Source organism: Rhizobium sp. 10N414 (assembly GCF_056394785.1).
Genome location: NZ_JBFTIN010000031.1, coordinates 55,956 through 71,999 on the forward strand (window position 1 = coordinate 55,956; position 16,044 = coordinate 71,999).

A 16,044-nucleotide genomic window follows, 5' to 3' on the forward strand; every position below is an offset into this window, starting at 1 on the left:
GTATAATTGCACCCCCAATTTAATTTAATCGATTTGCGTCTCTGGGTGGCGCGAACTGCGCTTGACGGCCTGGCCCGCGCTTGGCGCGAACGGCATGGCCAGACGTCTTCTGGACAATCGGCGGCTTTTGGCGCATTTTGCAGTTAACGCTTTGTTAAGCATTTCATTTTCGGAGATCCGCGCGATGCTGAAGTCTATGTCCGCGCTCGTTTCACTTGTCGCCGCTGTTTTGATCGCACTGCCGATGTCGGCGGACGATTTTGGGAGGGGTTCATTCTCTCGCCACGGTGGTAAGGGATTCTTCAGGCATCACGCACCCACGATCGTCGGTCGGCCTTTTTTTGGATGGAACGACGGACGCATCCGATTCTCGGATGGTTCCAAACGGTTCGGCCATCGCTTCGGCCGGACGCCCCTAATCAAGCCTGCGTCATTCCCGTATCGCGGCAATAGTGGTTATCGCGGTTATGGTGGACGCAACGTCATCGTCCTCGTTCAGTCGCCGACAGGCACAGGCGTAAGCGGCACCTATTCGGGATCGTCCTACGTGTATGACGCCGACGGCGGGACTTACGTCACAGCGAGCGGCTATAGCGTCGGTGCCCAGCAAAGAACCATTACCCTTGCGCCAATGGCCAAGGTGATCAACGTGACCACAAAGAGCAGCAGCTGCTCCTACGAGGCCGGCGTCTGCGTTATCAGGCCGTGAAGCGCCAAACGGTCGTTTTCTTCACCTCGCTGTCTTCAAGCGCCCGGGTAACCGGAACCTCGTAGACTGCGCAGAATTCCAGGTTCTCCTTGGGAAGATAGCTGCGTCCCGGATCCCCGACGAAGATGGCGATGCCTTGGCGACTGAGCATATTGAACCATGGAACGATCGCGGCCGCAAAGCCAGCGTCGTAGAAGACGTCGCCGGCGAGCAGAATGTCAGCCTCGACGTTGCGGCCGATCAGATCGGCACCGATAAAATCGATATCCGCCTTGTTCAGTTCGGCGTTCAGCCACACAGCGGTTTCGGTCCAGGGGTCGATGTCGGCGGCAACGACCTTCGCCGCTCCCGCGAGCTTTGCCGCAATCGCAACAAGGCCGGAACCCGTGGCAAAGTCGAGGACGCATTTGCCGGCAACGATATCAGGATGGTCGAGTACGTAGCGTGCCAGCCCTTGGCCGCCCGCCCAGGCGAATGCCCAGAAAGGCGGCGGCAGGCCGATTTCCGCAAGCTCCTCTTCCGTCTTTAGCCATAGCTCGTGGGCTTCGTCCGCCAGATGCAGCCGAATTTCGGGCACATGCGGCGGCGCCATTGGACTGGTATTCGCGCGGATGAAGACCTCGGGTTCGGTTTTCAACGGCGGCTCACCGCGGCGGATTGTCGAGGCCACCCAGCCGGCAAATCTCGAGATACTCTTCGTCTGTTACCGGCTGGACCGAAAGCCGCATGGAAGTGACGAGCGACATCTTGGCAAACTTCTCGTTGGCCTTGATGTCCTTCAGCGAAACCGGCTTGGGGATATCGCAGACGGCGCGAATGTCGACGCAGTCCCAGCGGTCATCGCCGGCTGCTGTCGAGTCCGGGTGAGACAGAGCGCAGACCTCGACGATACCGACGATCTCGAGACCTTCGTTGGAGTGGTAGAAGAAACCCTTATCGCCAAGCTGCATCGCCCGCATGTTGTTGCGGGCGAGATAGTTGCGGACACCGGTCCATTCGGTGCCCTTCTCGCCGGCCGCCTTCTGCTGCTCCCACGACCAGGAAGCGGGTTCTGATTTGTAGAGCCAATGCGCCACGCTCAAGCCTCCGGATTGTTGAAGACCCAATTGAAGGGCTTGATGTCGACGCTCTCAAAAAGGCCGGCCTTGGCGTAGGGGTCGCTGTCCGACAGCGCCTTCGCCGCTTCGATCGTATCGGCATGAATGATGACCAGGCTGCCGCAGGGCTTGCCATCAGCGTCGAGAAACGGGCCAGCCATCTTCAACACGCCCTCGGCATTGAGCTTGTTGAGATGTTCCACATGGGCGGGCCGCGCCTCCATGCGGACGTTGAGGTGATCGGGCTTATCCTTGCAGAGGAGGGCAAAAAGCATATCGGAACTCCTATTCAGTCGTAATCGGACGCGTCATGAGCTGATCGATGGCCTCGGCAATTCCGAGCTTGCCTTCGATGATAGCGGATACGGCATCGGTAATCGGCATGCTGACATTGAGCGACTGCGCAAGGCGCGACGCAACAGCCGCCGCAAAGGCGCCCTCTACGAGTTCGCCATGAGTGGGATCGACGGTCTCGCCGCGACCAAGGGCAATGCCGAAGCGCAGGTTACGAGATTGATGGCTGGTTGCCGTCAGCACCAGGTCGCCAAGGCCGGACAACCCGCGCACCGTGTCCGCCTGCCCGCCTTTGGCGACGACAAAACGCGACATCTCGGCAAGCCCGCGCGCAATCAGCGCCGCCCGCGCAGAGTCTCCGATACCGGCGCCTTCGACAATGCCGCAGGCGATCGCCAGAACGTTCTTCAGCGCTCCGCCGAGCTGGACGCCGATCCGGTCTGACGAGGCATAAAGCCGGAATGTTCGGCCAGAGATCGCATGCGCCAGCCTTTCGGCAACATCGATATCCGCAGCGGCGATCGCCATGGCAGTCGGCAAGCCCTTGGCGATATCGGCGGCAAATCCCGGCCCCGATAGCACGGCGATAGGGTGGCCCGGTATTTCGCGCTCCAGCATGTCGGTCAGCAGATTGCCGGTTGTCCGCTCAATGCCCTTTGCACAGGTCACGACGATCGCGTTGTTCTGGAGATAGGGGCGGTATTGTCTTGCCGCATCCGCCTGCGCCTGTGAGGGCATCGCGAAGAGGACGATGTCGGCGTCGCTGATCGCGGCCGGCTCGGCAGAGAAGGCGAGTGACTCCGGCAAGGCGATGCCTGGCAAGACAGCGTCGTGCAAATGCTCAGCCTTCAAGTCCGCGATCAGCTCAGGATCTCGGCCGACGAGCGTCACCGCATTGCGCTCGGTCAGYGCGATCACCGCGGCAAGCGCGGTTCCAAAAGCACCCGCTCCGATAACGGCGATCTTCTCGCTCATGCTTTCGCTCCCCGTTTGCCAAAGCCAAGCAGCGTTTCGGCGTTGGAATCCAGCGGCCAGCGCGAACGCGGCTGCACGTCGAGATCATCCGGCTCGACGCCTGTCGCCATGCGCTCCAGACCCGCCCAGGCGATCATCACGGCGTTATCGGTGCACAATCTGAGCGGCGGCGCGACAAAGCGAAAGCCATGCTTGTCGCAAAGCGACTGCAGGGTGCTGCGAACCTCCAGATTGGCAGCGACCCCGCCAGCAACCACAAGGGCCGGTCCGCCGTCGACCTGCGGAAACTCGGCCTTGAAGCGCTCCAGACCCCGGCCAATACGATCCTTCAGCGTTCGCGAGATCGCCTTCTGGAATGAGGCACAGATGTCCGCGACATCCTGCTCCGTCAATGGCGCGATTTCGGTTGCGGCCTGGCGTACGGCCGTCTTCAGGCCGGAAAACGAGAAATTCAGTTTCGCCTCGCCAACCAGAGGGCGCGGAAAGTTGAAGCGGTCCGGGTCACCGCTCTTGGCCGCGCGTTCGACCGCCGGTCCGCCTGGATACGGCAGGCTCAGCAACTTCGCCGTCTTGTCGAAAGCTTCGCCGAGGGCGTCGTCGATCGTCGTGCCCCAGCGCTCGTATTGCCCGACACCCCGGACAAGAATAAGCTGCGTATGGCCGCCGGAAACGAGCAGCATCAGATAGGGAAATGCGAGCCCATCCGTCAGCCGCGCCGTCAATGCGTGCCCTTCGAGATGGTTGACGGCATAGAGCGGTTTTCCGGACGCCTTGGCGATTGCCTTTCCGGTCATGAGGCCGACAAGCAGACCGCCGATCAGGCCAGGCCCCGAGGTTGCCGCGATGGCATCGATATCGGAGAGCGACACATTGGCGCGTTTCAAGGCTTCGTCGATCAGCGTATCGAGTGCCTCGACATGGGCGCGGGCCGCAATCTCCGGCACAACGCCGCCATAGGCGCTGTGCTCCTCGAGCTGGCTCAAGACGACGTCCGAACGCACCGTCGGCTGCCCGTCGACGGCTCGCTCGACCACAGCCGCGGCGGTTTCGTCGCAGCTTGTTTCGATGCCGAGAATACGCAGAAAGGGCGCCATGAAACCTGATCGTTGATTGCGATGGATCTTAAACCTGTTTACGAGGAACTCCGGTAACAACGGATCAATGCGGATGCAAACAAAACCTTTCCGGATCGGTACTCGAGGCAGCCCGCTGGCGCTTGCCCAGGCTCACGAGGCACGTGACAGGCTGATGGCGGCGCATGGACTGCCCGAAGCAATGTTCGAAATCGTCGTACTGAGCACCAAGGGCGATCGCATCACCGACCGTTCGCTGGCCCAGATCGGCGGCAAGGGACTTTTCACCGAAGAGCTGGAGCAGCAACTTGCGAGCGGCGACCTCGACATTGCCGTGCATTCCGCCAAGGACATGCCGACACAGCTTCCGGAGGGGCTCTGTCTTTCGGCCTTTCTGCCGCGCGAGGATGTCCGGGACGCGGTGATCGGACGCACTGCGCCAAAACTGATGGACCTGCCCCACGGCGCGACGGTCGGCTCCTCTTCGCTTCGCCGTCAGGCGCTTATCCGCCGCATGCGTCCAGACATCAACGTCATCACCTTTCGTGGCCTCGTCGATACGCGGCTTAGAAAGCTGCAAGAAGGCCAGGTCGACGCCACGCTGCTTGCGCTTGCCGGCTTGAAGCGGCTCGGCAAGGTCGAGGTGATAACCGATATCCTCCCTGCTGAAACCTTTCCGCCTGCGCCGGCACAGGGCGCCATCTGCATTGAAAGCCGCATCGGCGACACCCGCATCGATAGCCTGCTTGCGCCCATCAACGATGCCGCGACCTTCGACGCGGTTTCCTGTGAAAGGGCCTTCCTTGCCGCCTTGGACGGCTCCTGCCGCACGCCGATCGGCGGTTACGCCGTCTGCGAAGGCGACCAGGTCCGCTTCTCCGGCTTGATCATCACACCTGATGGCCGCAACCAGCATGCCATCAGCGTCGATGGCCACAGGCGCGATGCGGCCGCTTTGGGCACCCGCGCAGGGCAGGAGATCCGCGCCCGCGCCGGCAGCAGTTTCTTCGACGACTGGAGCTGATGTCCTAATGCGCGTGCTCGTGACCCGTCCTCAGCATTCGGGCGAGCGCACCGCCAAGCGTCTTCGCGAGCTAGGACACGAACCGATACTGCTGCCCCTGTCGCATCCGGTTCACGACGCCAACGCGGCGTTGCGCGGCTTGAGCACGACCAAGGGCAGCATCGCGATCACCAGTGCCGAAACGATCCGGGCGCTCACAGCCCATGACGCCGAGCTGGCCGTTCACCTCGCTCGCCCCCTCTTTGCGGTCGGTGATGCGACGGCTGAGGAAGCGCGGGCGATCGGCTTTAGCTCCGTCACGGCATCGGGCGGCAGCGGCGCCGAGCTTGCTGAGACGATTGCGAAAAAAGCAGGGGGCTCCGTTCTCTATCTGGCGGGATCGCCGAGAGCGGAGACCTTCGAGAAGCGTGCAAGCGAAATCGGCCTGCGGATTACCGTCGCGGAGTGCTACCGGATGGAGCCGACACCGATCGCGCCGCAAGTGCTGGACACAATCTTTGAGCAGCGGCCGGATGCGATCCTGTTTTTCTCGCGGCAGACAGCAGAAGACTTCTTCCGTGTCGCTGAGCCGCAGATGCGACCCGATCGGGTAGACGGAATACGTCTTCTCTGCCTCAGCAAATCCGTTGCAGAGATGGTCCCCGCGTCGCTGCGGGGCGCTGTGAGCATCGCGGCGATGCCGGAGGAGCGCAGCCTTTTGTCGCTCCTTTGAACGCGCTGCGTGCCCAAATTTCGTCTAACCTCTTTCCTTGTCTGGCATCACTGACTAGTTTCGTTGCATTGCATAATTAAGAGGGTCTCATGGCACCAGGAAATCCGCCTCGCCACTCGAAGAGCACCGAGAAGCCGGTCACTATCGATCTGGATAAGCAGGAATTTGCTTCTGCCAAGGATGCCGAGACGAAAGCCGAGGAACCGGCCGATGTGCCGAAACCCGGTGCCGTGGATGAGCCTCAAGCGCAGCCTGAATTGACCGACGAGCCATCGCCTGACGAAGCGCCAAAGGCTGCAGCCGAACCCGCACCCGAAACGAGCGAGCCGGCACCGCCAGCACCGCCCACCTTCCCGCGCAACAGCACATCGGGCCTGATCGCCGCCGGCATTGTCGGCGGCCTGATCGCACTTGTCGGCGCCGGAGCCATTCAATATGCCGGGTTTCTGCCCGGCTCGTCCGCGCCTGCTTCACCCCCTGCCGATGTCTCCAATCTCTCGGCTGAAATCGACGGGCTCAAGCAATCGGTCGCCAATCTCGCCGCTGCCCCCTCCACGCCAGATAACGGCGCGCTGGAACAGCGTATTGCTGCGCTGGAAGTGACGGCCAAGACCCTGCCGGCTGCTGCCGACACGGCTGCGGTCGATGCTTTCAATCAGAAGATCGCCGACCTGACCGGCCAGATCGACCAGCTGCGGGCCGCGGTCTCCCAGACAACGGAACAAAAAGCCGCCGACGGCGCCGATATCACGCAACACCTGGCCGAAATCGAGAAGAAGCTGAACGAGCCGCGGCGCGACGTTGCCGTCGCCAAGGCCATCGCGGCCGCCGCTTTGAAGGCGGCGATCGATCGCGGCGGACCGTTCGTCGCCGAGCTCGACACCTTTGCCGGCGTCTCTCCTGACGATCCGGCCGTTGCAGATCTGCGCAACTTCGCCGAAACCGGCGTTCCCTCGCGCGCCGAACTGATCCGCCAGGTCCCGGATGTTGCAACCGCCATCGTCGGTTCCGTCAATCAGGCCGCTCCCGACCAGACTTGGTCCGACCGGTTGATGGCAAGCGCCAAGTCGCTGGTAACGATCCGCCCCGTCGGCAATATTGAGGGTGAGAGCGTCGAGGCAATTGCCGCGCGCATGGAAGACAAGGTGAAGAACGGCGACCTGCAGGGCGCCGCGTCCGAATGGGCCGATCTGCCTGCTCAGGCAAAACAGGCCTCCGCCGCCTTCAAGCAATCGCTGGAAGCCCGCATCCGCGTCGAGGATCTTGTGGGCAGCGCCCTGTCCAACGCGGTCTCCAGCGCCGGCAAGGAGGGCTGAGGCATGGTCAGGCTCGTCATATTTGCCCTCGTCGTCCTCGCACTCGGCTACGGATTTTCCTGGCTGGCAGATCGCCCGGGCGATCTTTCGCTGGTCTGGGAAGGGCAGCTTTACCAGACCCGGCTGGTCGTGGCGGCAAGCGCCCTGATCGCGCTCATCGCGGCCGTGATGGCCGCGTGGTGGCTGCTGCGCACACTCTGGACGTCGCCCTACTCCGTCACTCGCTATTTCCGTGCCCGCAAGCGCGACCGCGGTTATCAGGCTCTGTCGACTGGCCTGATCGCGGCTGGTGCCGGCAATGCGCTGATGGCGCGCAAGATGGCCGCCCGTTCGCAAGGATTGCTCCGCGCCGATCAGGAGCCGCTGATCGCCCTCCTTGAGGCGCAGGCGGCGCTGATCGAAGGTCGCCACGACGAAGCGCGCGCCAAGTTCGAGGCGATGACCAATGATCCCGAGACCCGCGAGCTCGGGCTGCGCGGACTGTATCTGGAAGCCAAGCGGCTCGGCGCCAATGAGGCGGCGCGTCAATATGCGGAAAAGGCCGCGGACAACGCGCCCTATCTGCCTTGGGCAGCACAGGCAACGCTTGAGTATCGCAGCCAGGCGGGTCGCTGGGATGATGCGATGCGACTGCTGGAACAACAAAGGGCTGGCCGCGTCATCGAAAAGGCTGAGGCGGATCGGCTTCGCGCGGTTCTGCTTACCGCCCGCGCCACCGAGAAGCTAGAGAACGATCCGGCGGGAGCACGCGACGACGCCACGCATGCCCTGAAGCTCGCCGCCGACTTCGAGCCTGCCGCGATTGTCGCCGCGAAGGCGCTGTTCCGCGAAGACAAGCTGCGCAAGGCGGCATCCATCCTCGAACAGGCATGGAAATCGGCCCCGCACCCGGACATCGGCCGCACCTATGTTCGCGCCCGCAGCGGCGATTCTGCCGCTGATCGCCTGAAGCGCGCCGAGCGACTGGAGGGGATACGGCCGAACAACGTCGAATCCCTGCTTCTCGTGGCGCAGGCTGCCCTCGACACGCAGGATTTCGCCAAGGCCCGCACCAAGGCGGAGGCTGCCGCCCGGATTGAGCCGCGCGAAGCAACCTTCCTGCTGCTCGCGGACATCGAAGAAGCCGAAACGGGTGATCAGGGCCGCGTTCGCCACTGGCTTGCCCAAGCCCTCAAGGCGCCGCGCGACCCGGCATGGGTCGCCGATGGTTACGTTTCCGACAAATGGTTGCCGCTTTCGCCTATTACCGGTCGGCTGGATGCCTTCGTCTGGAAGGCACCGTTCGACCATGTGGATAATGTTGCCGATGAAAGCAAGACGATCTCCATAGACCGCGCCCTGAAAACGCTGCCGCCGGTGCGCGAAGCTCGCTCCGAAGGCCCGGCCAGCGATCACCGCATCATCGAACTCGAGCGGGCTGCCACGATAGCTGAGGCGGCGCGTCCATCGCCGAAACCGCCGGCATCAAGCAAGCAGGCGGCGGAAGCTGCAACTTCCCCCGAACCGCGCCCCTTCTTTGGCGGCCTGCCGGACGATCCCGGCGTTCGCAATCCAGCGGCGGAGCCAGAACCCAAGACACGGCTTCGCCTTTTCTAGACAAACAGGATCTAAATGTTCGAACGCTTCCAGGAATTCTTTCAGAATCTGACTTCCGACAACACAAAGAAAGGCTTCGCGCCGGACGACCCGCGCATCGCGGTGGCCGCGCTCTGTATGCAGGTCATGGAGGCGGACGGGCAGGTCAAGGACAGTGAGACGAAGCGGCTTCGCAAGCTGTTGACGGACCAGTACGGGCTTGACCGCAAGCAACTCGACGCGCTGATGGCCGCGGGCCGTGAGGCGGAAAGCGATGCCGTCGACTACTACCGCTTCACGTCGGATCTCAAGCGCCACCTCAACACGGAACAGCGGCTCGAGCTGATTGGGGTCCTCTGGGACATTGTCTATGCCGATGGCGAGCGCAGCGAAATGGAAGATGATGCAATCTGGCGCATTGCCGAACTCCTCGGTGTTTCCGCGCGCGAGCGGATCCAGAAGCGGCAGGAAGCAGCACGACGGGTCACGGATACCGAGGTAGTGGGGGACGATGCCGACTGACCGCTTGCCGGAGCACGAGAAGCGCCCAGTCCTGATTGTTCTGCATCAGGAGCGCTCGAGCGCTGGCCGGGTCGGTCAGCTGCTGGCCGAGAAAGGGTATCGGCTCGATATCCGGCGCCCGGTTCTCGGCGACAAACTGCCCTCCACACTTGCAGAGCATGCGGGCGCCGTTGTCTTCGGCGGCCCGATGAGTGCCAACGATACCGAGGACTTCGTCAAGTCGGAGATCGACTGGCTGGACGTGCCGCTCAGGGAGAAGCGCCCGCTACTCGGGATCTGCCTCGGCGCACAGATGCTGGTGAGGCAGCTCGGCGGCAAGGTTCAGGCGAACGCCGATGGTTCCACGGAGATCGGTTGGTATCCGCTGCGCCCGACGGAGAAAGGCCGGCTGCTGATGCACTGGCCGAGGATGGTTTACCACTTTCATCGCGAAGGGTTTGACCTGCCGCATGGTGCCGAACTGCTGGCTGAGGGCGATACCTATCCCAATCAGGCGTTTCGCTACGGCGGCCATGCCTGGGGGCTGCAGTTCCATGCCGAGCTGACACGCGCGATGATGCACCGCTGGGTGGTTCACGGCGCCCACCGCTTCATTCTTCCCAATGCGCAGCAGGGTCGTGAGCATCTGGAAGGACGTATGCTCTTCGACGCGCCCCTGAAGGCATGGCTGAACGAGTTCCTCGACATCGTCTTCGAGGGCAAGACGTCCAAATCCGTCGCAGCAGCCAAGGCCGCCACACTTCCCGCCTAGACGGGTGCGCCAGGCACCGCGTCGTGCTAAGGTCGGCGCGTACCATCACTCTGGCTATATTCACCAGCAGGAATGCGTTCCGATCCACGACCCGGTCTTGGAATTGCCGCGCGCGCAATGACGGACCAAAGCTATGTCCGGAGGAATTCCATGGCCAACTATGAGCAGAGACTTGCCGCGATGGGATTGGTTCTACCGCAGCCCCTGAAACTGCCCTCCAACATGGTCCTTCCTTTTCCGTGGGTGAATGTGCGCGGCAATCGCGCATTCGTCTCAGGCCATGGCCCGCAGAATACCGATGGAACACCTGCCGGCCCGTTTGGAGCCGTCGGTGAAAACATCTCCATCGAGGAGGCCAAGGCATCTGCGCGGAAAGTCGCGCTTTCCATGTTGGGCAGCCTGAAGCGGGAGCTGGGTAGTCTCGATCGCATTACTGGCTGGTGTCGTGTGTTCGGCATGGTCAATTGCGCGCCCCGCTTTGCCAATCCGCCAGCCGTAATCAACGGCTTCACCGAGCTGATCATCGAGGTATTTGGACCTGAGGTGGGCAGTCACTCCCGATCCGCGATTGGCGTTGCCGGTCTGCCGCTGAACTTTCCGGTCGAAATCGAAGCGGAAGTCATCGTCTCGACCTGAAGGCCGTCACACCGGCTCCAGCCGCTCCGGCGCATCAAGCGTGTCGATCTTGCGCAGCTTCGGAAAGCTCGTGGCCCAAATTGCCGCGACGGCAAGCGTTCCGATGCCGCCGATAATAACCGCAGGGACGGCGCCGAAAATGGAAGCCATCGTGCCCGCGCGGAATTCGCCGAGTTCGTTGGAGGCACCGACGAAGACCATGTTGACGGCATTGACACGGCCGCGCAGTTCGTCCGGCGTCCAGAGCGCGATCAGGCTCTCCCGCACATAGACGGAAATCATGTCGGCCGCACCCATGATGGCGAGCGCCGCGATCGACAGCTCCGTGCTGGTCGAAAATCCGAAAACGATCGTACCGATGCCGAACAGGGCAACGCCGATGAACATGGCAATGCCGGCACTGTGCTTGAGCGGATAGGCGGCGAGAAAAATCGCCATGGCGATCGCGCCGACCCCGGGTGCCGCGCGCAGGAGACCGAGCCCCCAGGGCCCGAGTGTCAGGATATCGCGCGCAAAGATCGGCATCAGCGCCGTCGCACCGCCGAGGAGCACCGCGAAGAGATCGAGCGATATGGCACCCAGCACGACTTTCTCGGCACGAATGTAGCGGAAGCCGCCGAGGATCATATCCCAGCTCTTGGCTTCACCCATCGTCTTCTGCGGCGGCTTGGGGATCATGTAGAGCAGCGCTGCGCCAAGAGCGGCGAAGATGACCGCGACCGTATAGGCTGTATGAGGGTTGATGCCATACAAAAGACCACCGAGAACGGGGCCCGTGATCGCCGCCAGCTGCCATGAAGACGAATTCCAGGCGATGGCGTTTGACAGATCCTCCGGCGGCACAAGGTTCGGCGCCAGCGATTGCACAGCCGGCGACATGAAGGCGCGCTCGATGCCGAAAACCAGCAGGACGGCAAATACCGGCAACGGCGAGAACGTCCCTGTGATCGTCATCAATAGCAGCGCCAGCGTGCACAAGGCGCTGATGAGCGAGCAGATGGCGGCGATCGCACGTCGATTGTGCCGGTCGGCTACGGATCCAGTGACAAGGATCAGGACCAGCGAAGGCAGAAATTGCACTAGGCCTATCAGTCCGAGATAGATGGCACTGCCGGTCTGGTCGTACATCTGCCAGCCGACGGCCACACTGACGATCTGCTGCGAAAAAGACAGCAGAAACCGCGCGAAAAAGAACCGGGTGTAAGACGGATACCGGAACGCGGCAAAACGATCTCCGGTTGGCGAAAAAGACATGGAGACTTTCCAGAAAACAGGCCAGACGCCAACGCACGACGCCGCTGTTAAACATGATTTACAATGCGTTTCGAGACAGCACTTGCCGGTTTAGTCGCCAATGTCTACATGTCTGTCAACAACGAACTGGAGATTGCAATGCTTGCGCTTTTTCAAACCATTGATTTGGCTTTGAATCTCTACACTTGGGTGCTGATCGCCAGCGCTATTTTTTCCTGGCTGTATGCGTTCAACGTAATCAACTCCAGCAATCAGTTCGTCAATTCGGTTGGCATGTTCCTCTACAATGTGACGGAACCGCTGCTGCGTCCGATCCGCCGCGTGCTGCCAAATCTCGGCGGCATCGACATCTCACCGATCATTTTGCTGCTGATCATCTTCTTTGTGCGCTCTCTGATGTGGAATTCAATCTTCCCGCTGGTGGCATGAGCCAGCCCTGGGCGGCGTTCAACGACCACATTGCTCTGACCGTTCGTCTGACGCCGAGTGGCGGACGCGACGCAATCGACGGCGTGGAGACAGACGCCGAGGGCAAAGCCCATCTCAAAGCCAGAGTGACTGCCGTTCCCGAGAAGGGCAAGGCGAACAAGGCGTTGATCGAGTTCTTGGCGAAATCGCTTCGCATCGCAAAGTCATCGGTCAGCCTCGCCTCAGGCGAAATGTCGCGCAAAAAAATCCTCCGGATCGACGGCGACCCGGAGGATTTGATCAGGAAATTACAAACTCTTCTCGAAAGCTGATCAGGCCTTTGCCTTCTTGGCGCGTTCGATCGCCTCGAGGATCAGTGCGCCGGCTTCCTTGGAATCACCCCAACCGAAGATCTTCACCCACTTGCCGGGTTCGAGGTCCTTGTAGTGCTCGAAGAAGTGCTCGATCTGCTTCAGCGTGATCTCGGGAAGGTCGGTGTAGTCGTTCACCTTCTCGTAGCGCAGCGTCAGCTTCGGCGACGGCACGGCGATGATCTTCTCGTCCTTACCGGAATTGTCTTCCATCTTGAGAACGCCGATCGGGCGCACGTTGATGACGCAGCCCGGAACAAGCGGACGCGTGCTGGCGATGAGGACGTCGATCGGATCGCCGTCTTCCGAAAGCGTGTGCGGCACGAAGCCGTAGTTGCCCGGGTAGGTCATCGGCGTATAGAGGAAGCGATCAACAACCAGCGTACCAGCTTCCTTGTCCATCTCGTACTTGATCGGATGGCCGCCGACGGGCACCTCAACGATTACGTTGACATCTTCCGGCGGGTTCTTGCCGATGGAAATCGCGTCAATGCGCATAGAGCTTCCCTTTAACGGTTAAGTCGATGGTTGCCAGATACTGGGAATCATCCCGCAACGCAACACGCCAATGTGGATTGGCCCGTCTAAGAGGGCCGTCAAGGTGACACGCGACTTCTCTGCTGTTCGCTTGCAAGAGGCGGAGCGGATCCGAACGACACCCCCTGTCGGCCTGACAGTAGATGGCGCAGGTAATCACCGAGTCGGCTCAATCCTGCCCATAATCGCTGACCAAGCATGATGCGACGCTGGAGCTGATAGGCAAGTATGCCGCTAATAGACCGGACACGACCGATACTGCGACCGGTAGCGGCGCGGTAAAAGTCGCGGGATTGGCGCGATCAAACAGGCCTCCGGCAGAATCCGGTGCAGCAGGTAAATGTGATAGCTCGCCGCAGCGATCGAGACCAGCGCGGCGGCAAGCATTGCGGGCAGCTTGAACCGAGAAACGTAAAGAAGGACGGCAAGTACCGGCAACGGCATACCATAGAGGGCCCATGACCCTGCCCAGTTTCCGCCGGTATAGGCCATAAGCGGGATGACCGCGCATCCGGCGGCGATTACCGCAAGTCGTCGTCGTCTCGATTTGCAAAGGCGGCGCACCATCCGAAAGCCGCAAGGTGCAACACACAGGCAAGGGTGAATATTTGCCACTGCCTAACTGGCGAGAGCGCCGGGACCGCGAAATGCGCGAGGACGGCAAACGCCAAAAACAGCATGCCGAAACGGAAAGAATCCCTTGCCGCGGAACGCCGAACGCTCGGCACAGCAAACAAGGCTCCCCAAAGCAGCAGAAGCTGCGCGAAAGCTTCCACGAACCAGTACAGATAAGGCAGCATTTCATGTCGATCAGGCTCAGCGAAGCCAAGGTTGCCGACTACGAAGACCGAGGTCCACGGTATTGCGCCCCAGGCAATACTGAAACCCAGGACGACAAGGTAGTAGGGCCAGAGAACAAGGCCGAACGGCTGCAGAAACCGCCTCAGGTCGCCGGCGAAAAAGCGCTGGACTGGAAGCGCGCCAGCCCGTATCCGCACAGCACCAACATTGTGCCCGCACCGCCGGGAATGGGCCACGGCGTGGCGTGATGTAACACGACCAGCAGGGTTGCGATGGACTTCAGGAGAATGTCACTGGCGATCGTTCGTTGGGGGCTCGTCGAATGCGATAGACTCGCCAGAACACCGACACACATCTTTTCCCAACCGTCCGGCACCCTGTCAAGCAGCCTCTCGAGACCAACCGTAAGCTCGAGGTAACGCAACGAATCCCCACCAAGCTCTGCAAAGCTGTCGTTGGGGAGATGCGTCGCGGAAAAAACACTTCACTAAACAGGCTCAGGACCGCTGCTGGTCGCTGCCTACAACCGCGCGGCTGTGATGCCTTTCGCCATTGCGTTTTACCCCAGCAAAACGGATGCCGAGGAACAAGGTTTCTAGCCTCCATTTTCTCTGGGGCAATCATTCGCCACGCGTGCTTGGATCCCCGAGCAGATCATTGCATAGGACGCTGATTCAACTTGGTGTCTCCGCTGTGAGAAGCTGGAGCCTTTATTGCCGCGATGAAACGGAACCTGAACAGTTAGCCGCGCCATGTCGGAGCACTACGCATCAGTTTTCTAAAAGCTCTAGGCGCGCGCCTTCGCAGCAACAATCGCTTCGGCCTGAATAACGCACACCTCAATCTCACGCTTTGTCATCCCACCTGCAGCATTGGTGAAACGATCAACAAACGCTGCCAAATCAGGATCCTTATTGGTGACCGCTGAAAATCCAAGAAGCCAGTTTGGCGATGTTCCCAAAGACGACGCAATCCTCACAAGCGTAGCCAGGTCTGGCTCTCGTCGTCCGGAGGCGTAGTGTGCGTACCGACGCTCATCAAGACCGGTCCGTCGGGCCGCTTCAGCGTTCGAGATGCCCAATTGCCGGGCTCGCTCTTGCAATCGATTGGCGAGGGTTTCCATGGGAACAGTTTGTTCCGCATTCATACCAGTATGGCCACGAACGATTTGTAGTGATATAAGAACAGTACGTAGTAAAGATTGTACCACGGTGGACACAGATCAACGGCCAGAAATGCGAGGAAACCAACTATGGAGCTACGCCAACTCTCCTACTTCAAAGCGGTGGCCGAGGAACTGCACTTCGGCCGGGCGGCAGCCAGGATGCACATTGCCCAGCCGGCCTTAAGCAACCATGTGATGTCGCTGGAAAGGGAGCTTGGCTGTCCGCTGTTCATCCGCTCGACCAGAAGGGTGGAACTGACCAGGGCAGGGGAAACCTTTTACGATCGCTGTGTGCGGATCCTGAGCGACATCGACCTGACCACCGAACTGACCCGGGCTGCCGGCGGCAGTCGCATCCGCCAGATCAGGATCGGCAGCATCTACCCGGCCACCATGGGCATGCTGCCGACCTTCCTTGCCAAGATCGCCCGCAAGTATCCCGATGTCCGCATCCACATCGCGTCGGGCAATACCGGCGAGATCATCCGTGGCCTGGAGACCGGCCAGCTCAATCTAGGCTTCATCCGCCCGGTGGAAAACATCGGCTCCTTGCGCTTCGTCTCGCTTGCGCATGAGCGCTACTACCTGGCGGTCGGCCATGCCAATCCGCTGGCAGCCAGGGAGGAGATCAGCATCGATGATCTGCGCACTCAGAAGATCATCGCCTTCAACCGGCAGAACCTGTCATTCACCGAACGATACTTCAATGAGAAGTTCGCCGAATACGACCTCACCGCCAACATTGCCTTCAGCTGCGATGACACCTATGCGCTGGTGTCGCTGGTCTCTGCCGGGCTTGGCATCGGCTTTGCGCCGGAATGGAC

The 16,044-nt window shown here is 61.0% G+C and carries 21 protein-coding genes; 12 read left to right on the forward strand and 9 right to left on the reverse strand.

The window, feature by feature from the left end:
* Positions 1–184: 184 nt before the first annotated feature.
* Positions 185–709, forward strand: coding sequence for a hypothetical protein (locus AC1DE4_RS23450; RefSeq protein WP_018855758.1), 525 nt, complete (start codon positions 185–187; stop codon positions 707–709).
* On the opposite strand, the gene AC1DE4_RS23455 is transcribed toward AC1DE4_RS23450, so the two are convergent.
* The 5 genes from AC1DE4_RS23455 to tsaD are packed head-to-tail and all read right to left on the reverse strand — an operon-like array spanning position 699 to position 4,169.
* Positions 699–1,346 (reverse strand): class I SAM-dependent methyltransferase, encoded by a 648-nt coding sequence (locus tag AC1DE4_RS23455; protein ID WP_113471993.1) that lies wholly within the window; start codon positions 1,344–1,346, stop codon positions 699–701. The genes AC1DE4_RS23450 and AC1DE4_RS23455 overlap by 11 nt on opposite strands.
* 7 nt (positions 1,347–1,353) lie before the next feature.
* The gene (locus AC1DE4_RS23460) at positions 1,354–1,785 is read right to left on the reverse strand and encodes an EVE domain-containing protein (protein WP_025658181.1); all 432 of its coding nucleotides are present in this window, start codon (positions 1,783–1,785) and stop codon (positions 1,354–1,356) included.
* A gap of 2 nt (positions 1,786–1,787) precedes the next feature.
* Entirely contained in the window at positions 1,788–2,081 is a 294-nt protein-coding gene (locus AC1DE4_RS23465) for a YciI-like protein (protein ID WP_018855761.1), read from the reverse strand.
* Positions 2,082–2,091: 10 nt separating this feature from the next.
* Positions 2,092–3,075, reverse strand: coding sequence for an NAD(P)H-dependent glycerol-3-phosphate dehydrogenase (locus AC1DE4_RS23470; protein WP_018855762.1), 984 nt, complete (start codon positions 3,073–3,075; stop codon positions 2,092–2,094).
* On the reverse strand, positions 3,072–4,169 hold the full coding sequence (tsaD, locus tag AC1DE4_RS23475) for a tRNA (adenosine(37)-N6)-threonylcarbamoyltransferase complex transferase subunit TsaD (protein WP_018855763.1): 1,098 nt from the start codon (positions 4,167–4,169) through the stop codon (positions 3,072–3,074). Before tsaD ends, AC1DE4_RS23470 begins: the two co-directional genes overlap by 4 nt.
* Positions 4,170–4,242: 73 nt before the next feature.
* On the opposite strand from tsaD, the gene hemC reads away from it, so the two are divergent.
* The 7 genes from hemC (at position 4,243) to AC1DE4_RS23510 (ending at position 10,684) form a co-directional block, all read left to right on the forward strand.
* A complete protein-coding gene (gene hemC / locus AC1DE4_RS23480) occupies positions 4,243–5,172 on the forward strand; it encodes a hydroxymethylbilane synthase (protein ID WP_018855764.1) in 930 nt (309 codons plus the stop codon).
* A 7-nt stretch (positions 5,173–5,179) separates the two neighbouring features.
* Complete coding sequence (locus AC1DE4_RS23485) at positions 5,180–5,884, forward strand: uroporphyrinogen-III synthase (protein ID WP_113160549.1); 705 nt, start codon at positions 5,180–5,182, stop codon at positions 5,882–5,884.
* Positions 5,885–5,973: 89 nt separating this feature from the next.
* Positions 5,974–7,200, forward strand: a complete 1,227-nt coding sequence (locus AC1DE4_RS23490; RefSeq protein WP_477883318.1) for a COG4223 family protein — start codon at positions 5,974–5,976, stop codon at positions 7,198–7,200.
* 3 nt (positions 7,201–7,203) lie between these two features.
* Positions 7,204–8,796 carry a heme biosynthesis protein HemY gene (locus AC1DE4_RS23495; protein ID WP_018855767.1) on the forward strand — a complete coding sequence of 531 codons (1,593 nt, stop codon included), beginning with the start codon at positions 7,204–7,206 and terminating at the stop codon, positions 8,794–8,796.
* 15 nt (positions 8,797–8,811) lie between these two features.
* Positions 8,812–9,297, forward strand: coding sequence for a tellurite resistance TerB family protein (locus AC1DE4_RS23500; protein ID WP_477883320.1), 486 nt, complete (start codon positions 8,812–8,814; stop codon positions 9,295–9,297).
* On the forward strand, positions 9,287–10,048 hold the full coding sequence (locus AC1DE4_RS23505; RefSeq protein ID WP_018855769.1) for a glutamine amidotransferase: 762 nt from the start codon (positions 9,287–9,289) through the stop codon (positions 10,046–10,048). Before AC1DE4_RS23500 ends, AC1DE4_RS23505 begins: the two co-directional genes overlap by 11 nt.
* A 150-nt stretch (positions 10,049–10,198) precedes the next feature.
* Entirely contained in the window at positions 10,199–10,684 is a 486-nt protein-coding gene (locus AC1DE4_RS23510; protein WP_018855770.1) for a RidA family protein, read from the forward strand.
* Positions 10,685–10,690: 6 nt separating this feature from the next.
* Here the strand turns inward: AC1DE4_RS23510 and AC1DE4_RS23515 are convergent, their stop codons facing one another.
* Positions 10,691–11,938, reverse strand: a complete 1,248-nt coding sequence (locus AC1DE4_RS23515) for an MFS transporter (protein WP_062374159.1) — start codon at positions 11,936–11,938, stop codon at positions 10,691–10,693.
* 138 nt (positions 11,939–12,076) lie between these two features.
* On the opposite strand from AC1DE4_RS23515, the gene AC1DE4_RS23520 reads away from it, so the two are divergent.
* Together AC1DE4_RS23520 and AC1DE4_RS23525 are read left to right on the forward strand one after the other, a co-directional pair.
* Entirely contained in the window at positions 12,077–12,367 is a 291-nt protein-coding gene (locus tag AC1DE4_RS23520; RefSeq protein WP_016556606.1) for a YggT family protein, read from the forward strand.
* Entirely contained in the window at positions 12,364–12,678 is a 315-nt protein-coding gene (locus AC1DE4_RS23525; protein WP_018855773.1) for a DUF167 domain-containing protein, read from the forward strand. The genes AC1DE4_RS23520 and AC1DE4_RS23525 overlap by 4 nt, the downstream gene beginning before the upstream one ends.
* Here AC1DE4_RS23525 and ppa read toward each other — a convergent pair whose 3' ends face one another.
* Both ppa and AC1DE4_RS23535 read right to left on the reverse strand, forming a co-directional pair.
* The gene (ppa, locus tag AC1DE4_RS23530) at positions 12,679–13,215 is read right to left on the reverse strand and encodes an inorganic diphosphatase (protein WP_018855774.1); all 537 of its coding nucleotides are present in this window, start codon (positions 13,213–13,215) and stop codon (positions 12,679–12,681) included.
* A 273-nt stretch (positions 13,216–13,488) separates the two neighbouring features.
* The gene (locus tag AC1DE4_RS23535; RefSeq protein ID WP_477883322.1) at positions 13,489–13,746 is read right to left on the reverse strand and encodes a hypothetical protein; all 258 of its coding nucleotides are present in this window, start codon (positions 13,744–13,746) and stop codon (positions 13,489–13,491) included.
* Positions 13,747–13,901: 155 nt separating this feature from the next.
* Here AC1DE4_RS23535 and AC1DE4_RS23540 point away from each other — a divergent pair, with 155 nt between their 5' ends.
* Positions 13,902–14,303, forward strand: coding sequence for a hypothetical protein (locus AC1DE4_RS23540; RefSeq protein ID WP_477883324.1), 402 nt, complete (start codon positions 13,902–13,904; stop codon positions 14,301–14,303).
* A 539-nt stretch (positions 14,304–14,842) separates the two neighbouring features.
* On the opposite strand, the gene AC1DE4_RS23545 is transcribed toward AC1DE4_RS23540, so the two are convergent.
* The gene (locus AC1DE4_RS23545) at positions 14,843–15,178 is read right to left on the reverse strand and encodes a helix-turn-helix domain-containing protein (protein WP_112825815.1); all 336 of its coding nucleotides are present in this window, start codon (positions 15,176–15,178) and stop codon (positions 14,843–14,845) included.
* Positions 15,179–15,307: 129 nt separating this feature from the next.
* On the opposite strand from AC1DE4_RS23545, the gene AC1DE4_RS23550 reads away from it, so the two are divergent.
* Positions 15,308–16,044, forward strand: a 737-nt coding sequence (locus tag AC1DE4_RS23550) for a LysR family transcriptional regulator (protein WP_477883326.1), incomplete at its 3' end; no start/stop codon positions are given.

Coding starts and splice junctions, on each gene's coding strand:
- AC1DE4_RS23515 (WP_062374159.1), bottom strand. CDS start 11,938: ATGTCTTTTTCGCCAACCGGAGATCGTTTTGCCGCGTTCCGGTATCCG.
- AC1DE4_RS23465 (WP_018855761.1), bottom strand. CDS start 2,081: ATGCTTTTTGCCCTCCTCTGCAAGGATAAGCCCGATCACCTCAACGTC.
- AC1DE4_RS23545 (WP_112825815.1), bottom strand. CDS start 15,178: ATGGAAACCCTCGCCAATCGATTGCAAGAGCGAGCCCGGCAATTGGGC.
- AC1DE4_RS23490 (WP_477883318.1), top strand. CDS start 5,974: ATGGCACCAGGAAATCCGCCTCGCCACTCGAAGAGCACCGAGAAGCCG.
- AC1DE4_RS23485 (WP_113160549.1), top strand. CDS start 5,180: ATGCGCGTGCTCGTGACCCGTCCTCAGCATTCGGGCGAGCGCACCGCC.
- hemC (WP_018855764.1), top strand. CDS start 4,243: ATGCAAACAAAACCTTTCCGGATCGGTACTCGAGGCAGCCCGCTGGCG.
- ppa (WP_018855774.1), bottom strand. CDS start 13,215: ATGCGCATTGACGCGATTTCCATCGGCAAGAACCCGCCGGAAGATGTC.
- AC1DE4_RS23525 (WP_018855773.1), top strand. CDS start 12,364: ATGAGCCAGCCCTGGGCGGCGTTCAACGACCACATTGCTCTGACCGTT.
- tsaD (WP_018855763.1), bottom strand. CDS start 4,169: ATGGCGCCCTTTCTGCGTATTCTCGGCATCGAAACAAGCTGCGACGAA.
- AC1DE4_RS23535 (WP_477883322.1), bottom strand. CDS start 13,746: ATGGCCTATACCGGCGGAAACTGGGCAGGGTCATGGGCCCTCTATGGT.
- AC1DE4_RS23505 (WP_018855769.1), top strand. CDS start 9,287: ATGCCGACTGACCGCTTGCCGGAGCACGAGAAGCGCCCAGTCCTGATT.
- AC1DE4_RS23500 (WP_477883320.1), top strand. CDS start 8,812: ATGTTCGAACGCTTCCAGGAATTCTTTCAGAATCTGACTTCCGACAAC.
- AC1DE4_RS23495 (WP_018855767.1), top strand. CDS start 7,204: ATGGTCAGGCTCGTCATATTTGCCCTCGTCGTCCTCGCACTCGGCTAC.
- AC1DE4_RS23510 (WP_018855770.1), top strand. CDS start 10,199: ATGGCCAACTATGAGCAGAGACTTGCCGCGATGGGATTGGTTCTACCG.
- AC1DE4_RS23540 (WP_477883324.1), top strand. CDS start 13,902: ATGCGCGAGGACGGCAAACGCCAAAAACAGCATGCCGAAACGGAAAGA.
- AC1DE4_RS23520 (WP_016556606.1), top strand. CDS start 12,077: ATGCTTGCGCTTTTTCAAACCATTGATTTGGCTTTGAATCTCTACACT.
- AC1DE4_RS23450 (WP_018855758.1), top strand. CDS start 185: ATGCTGAAGTCTATGTCCGCGCTCGTTTCACTTGTCGCCGCTGTTTTG.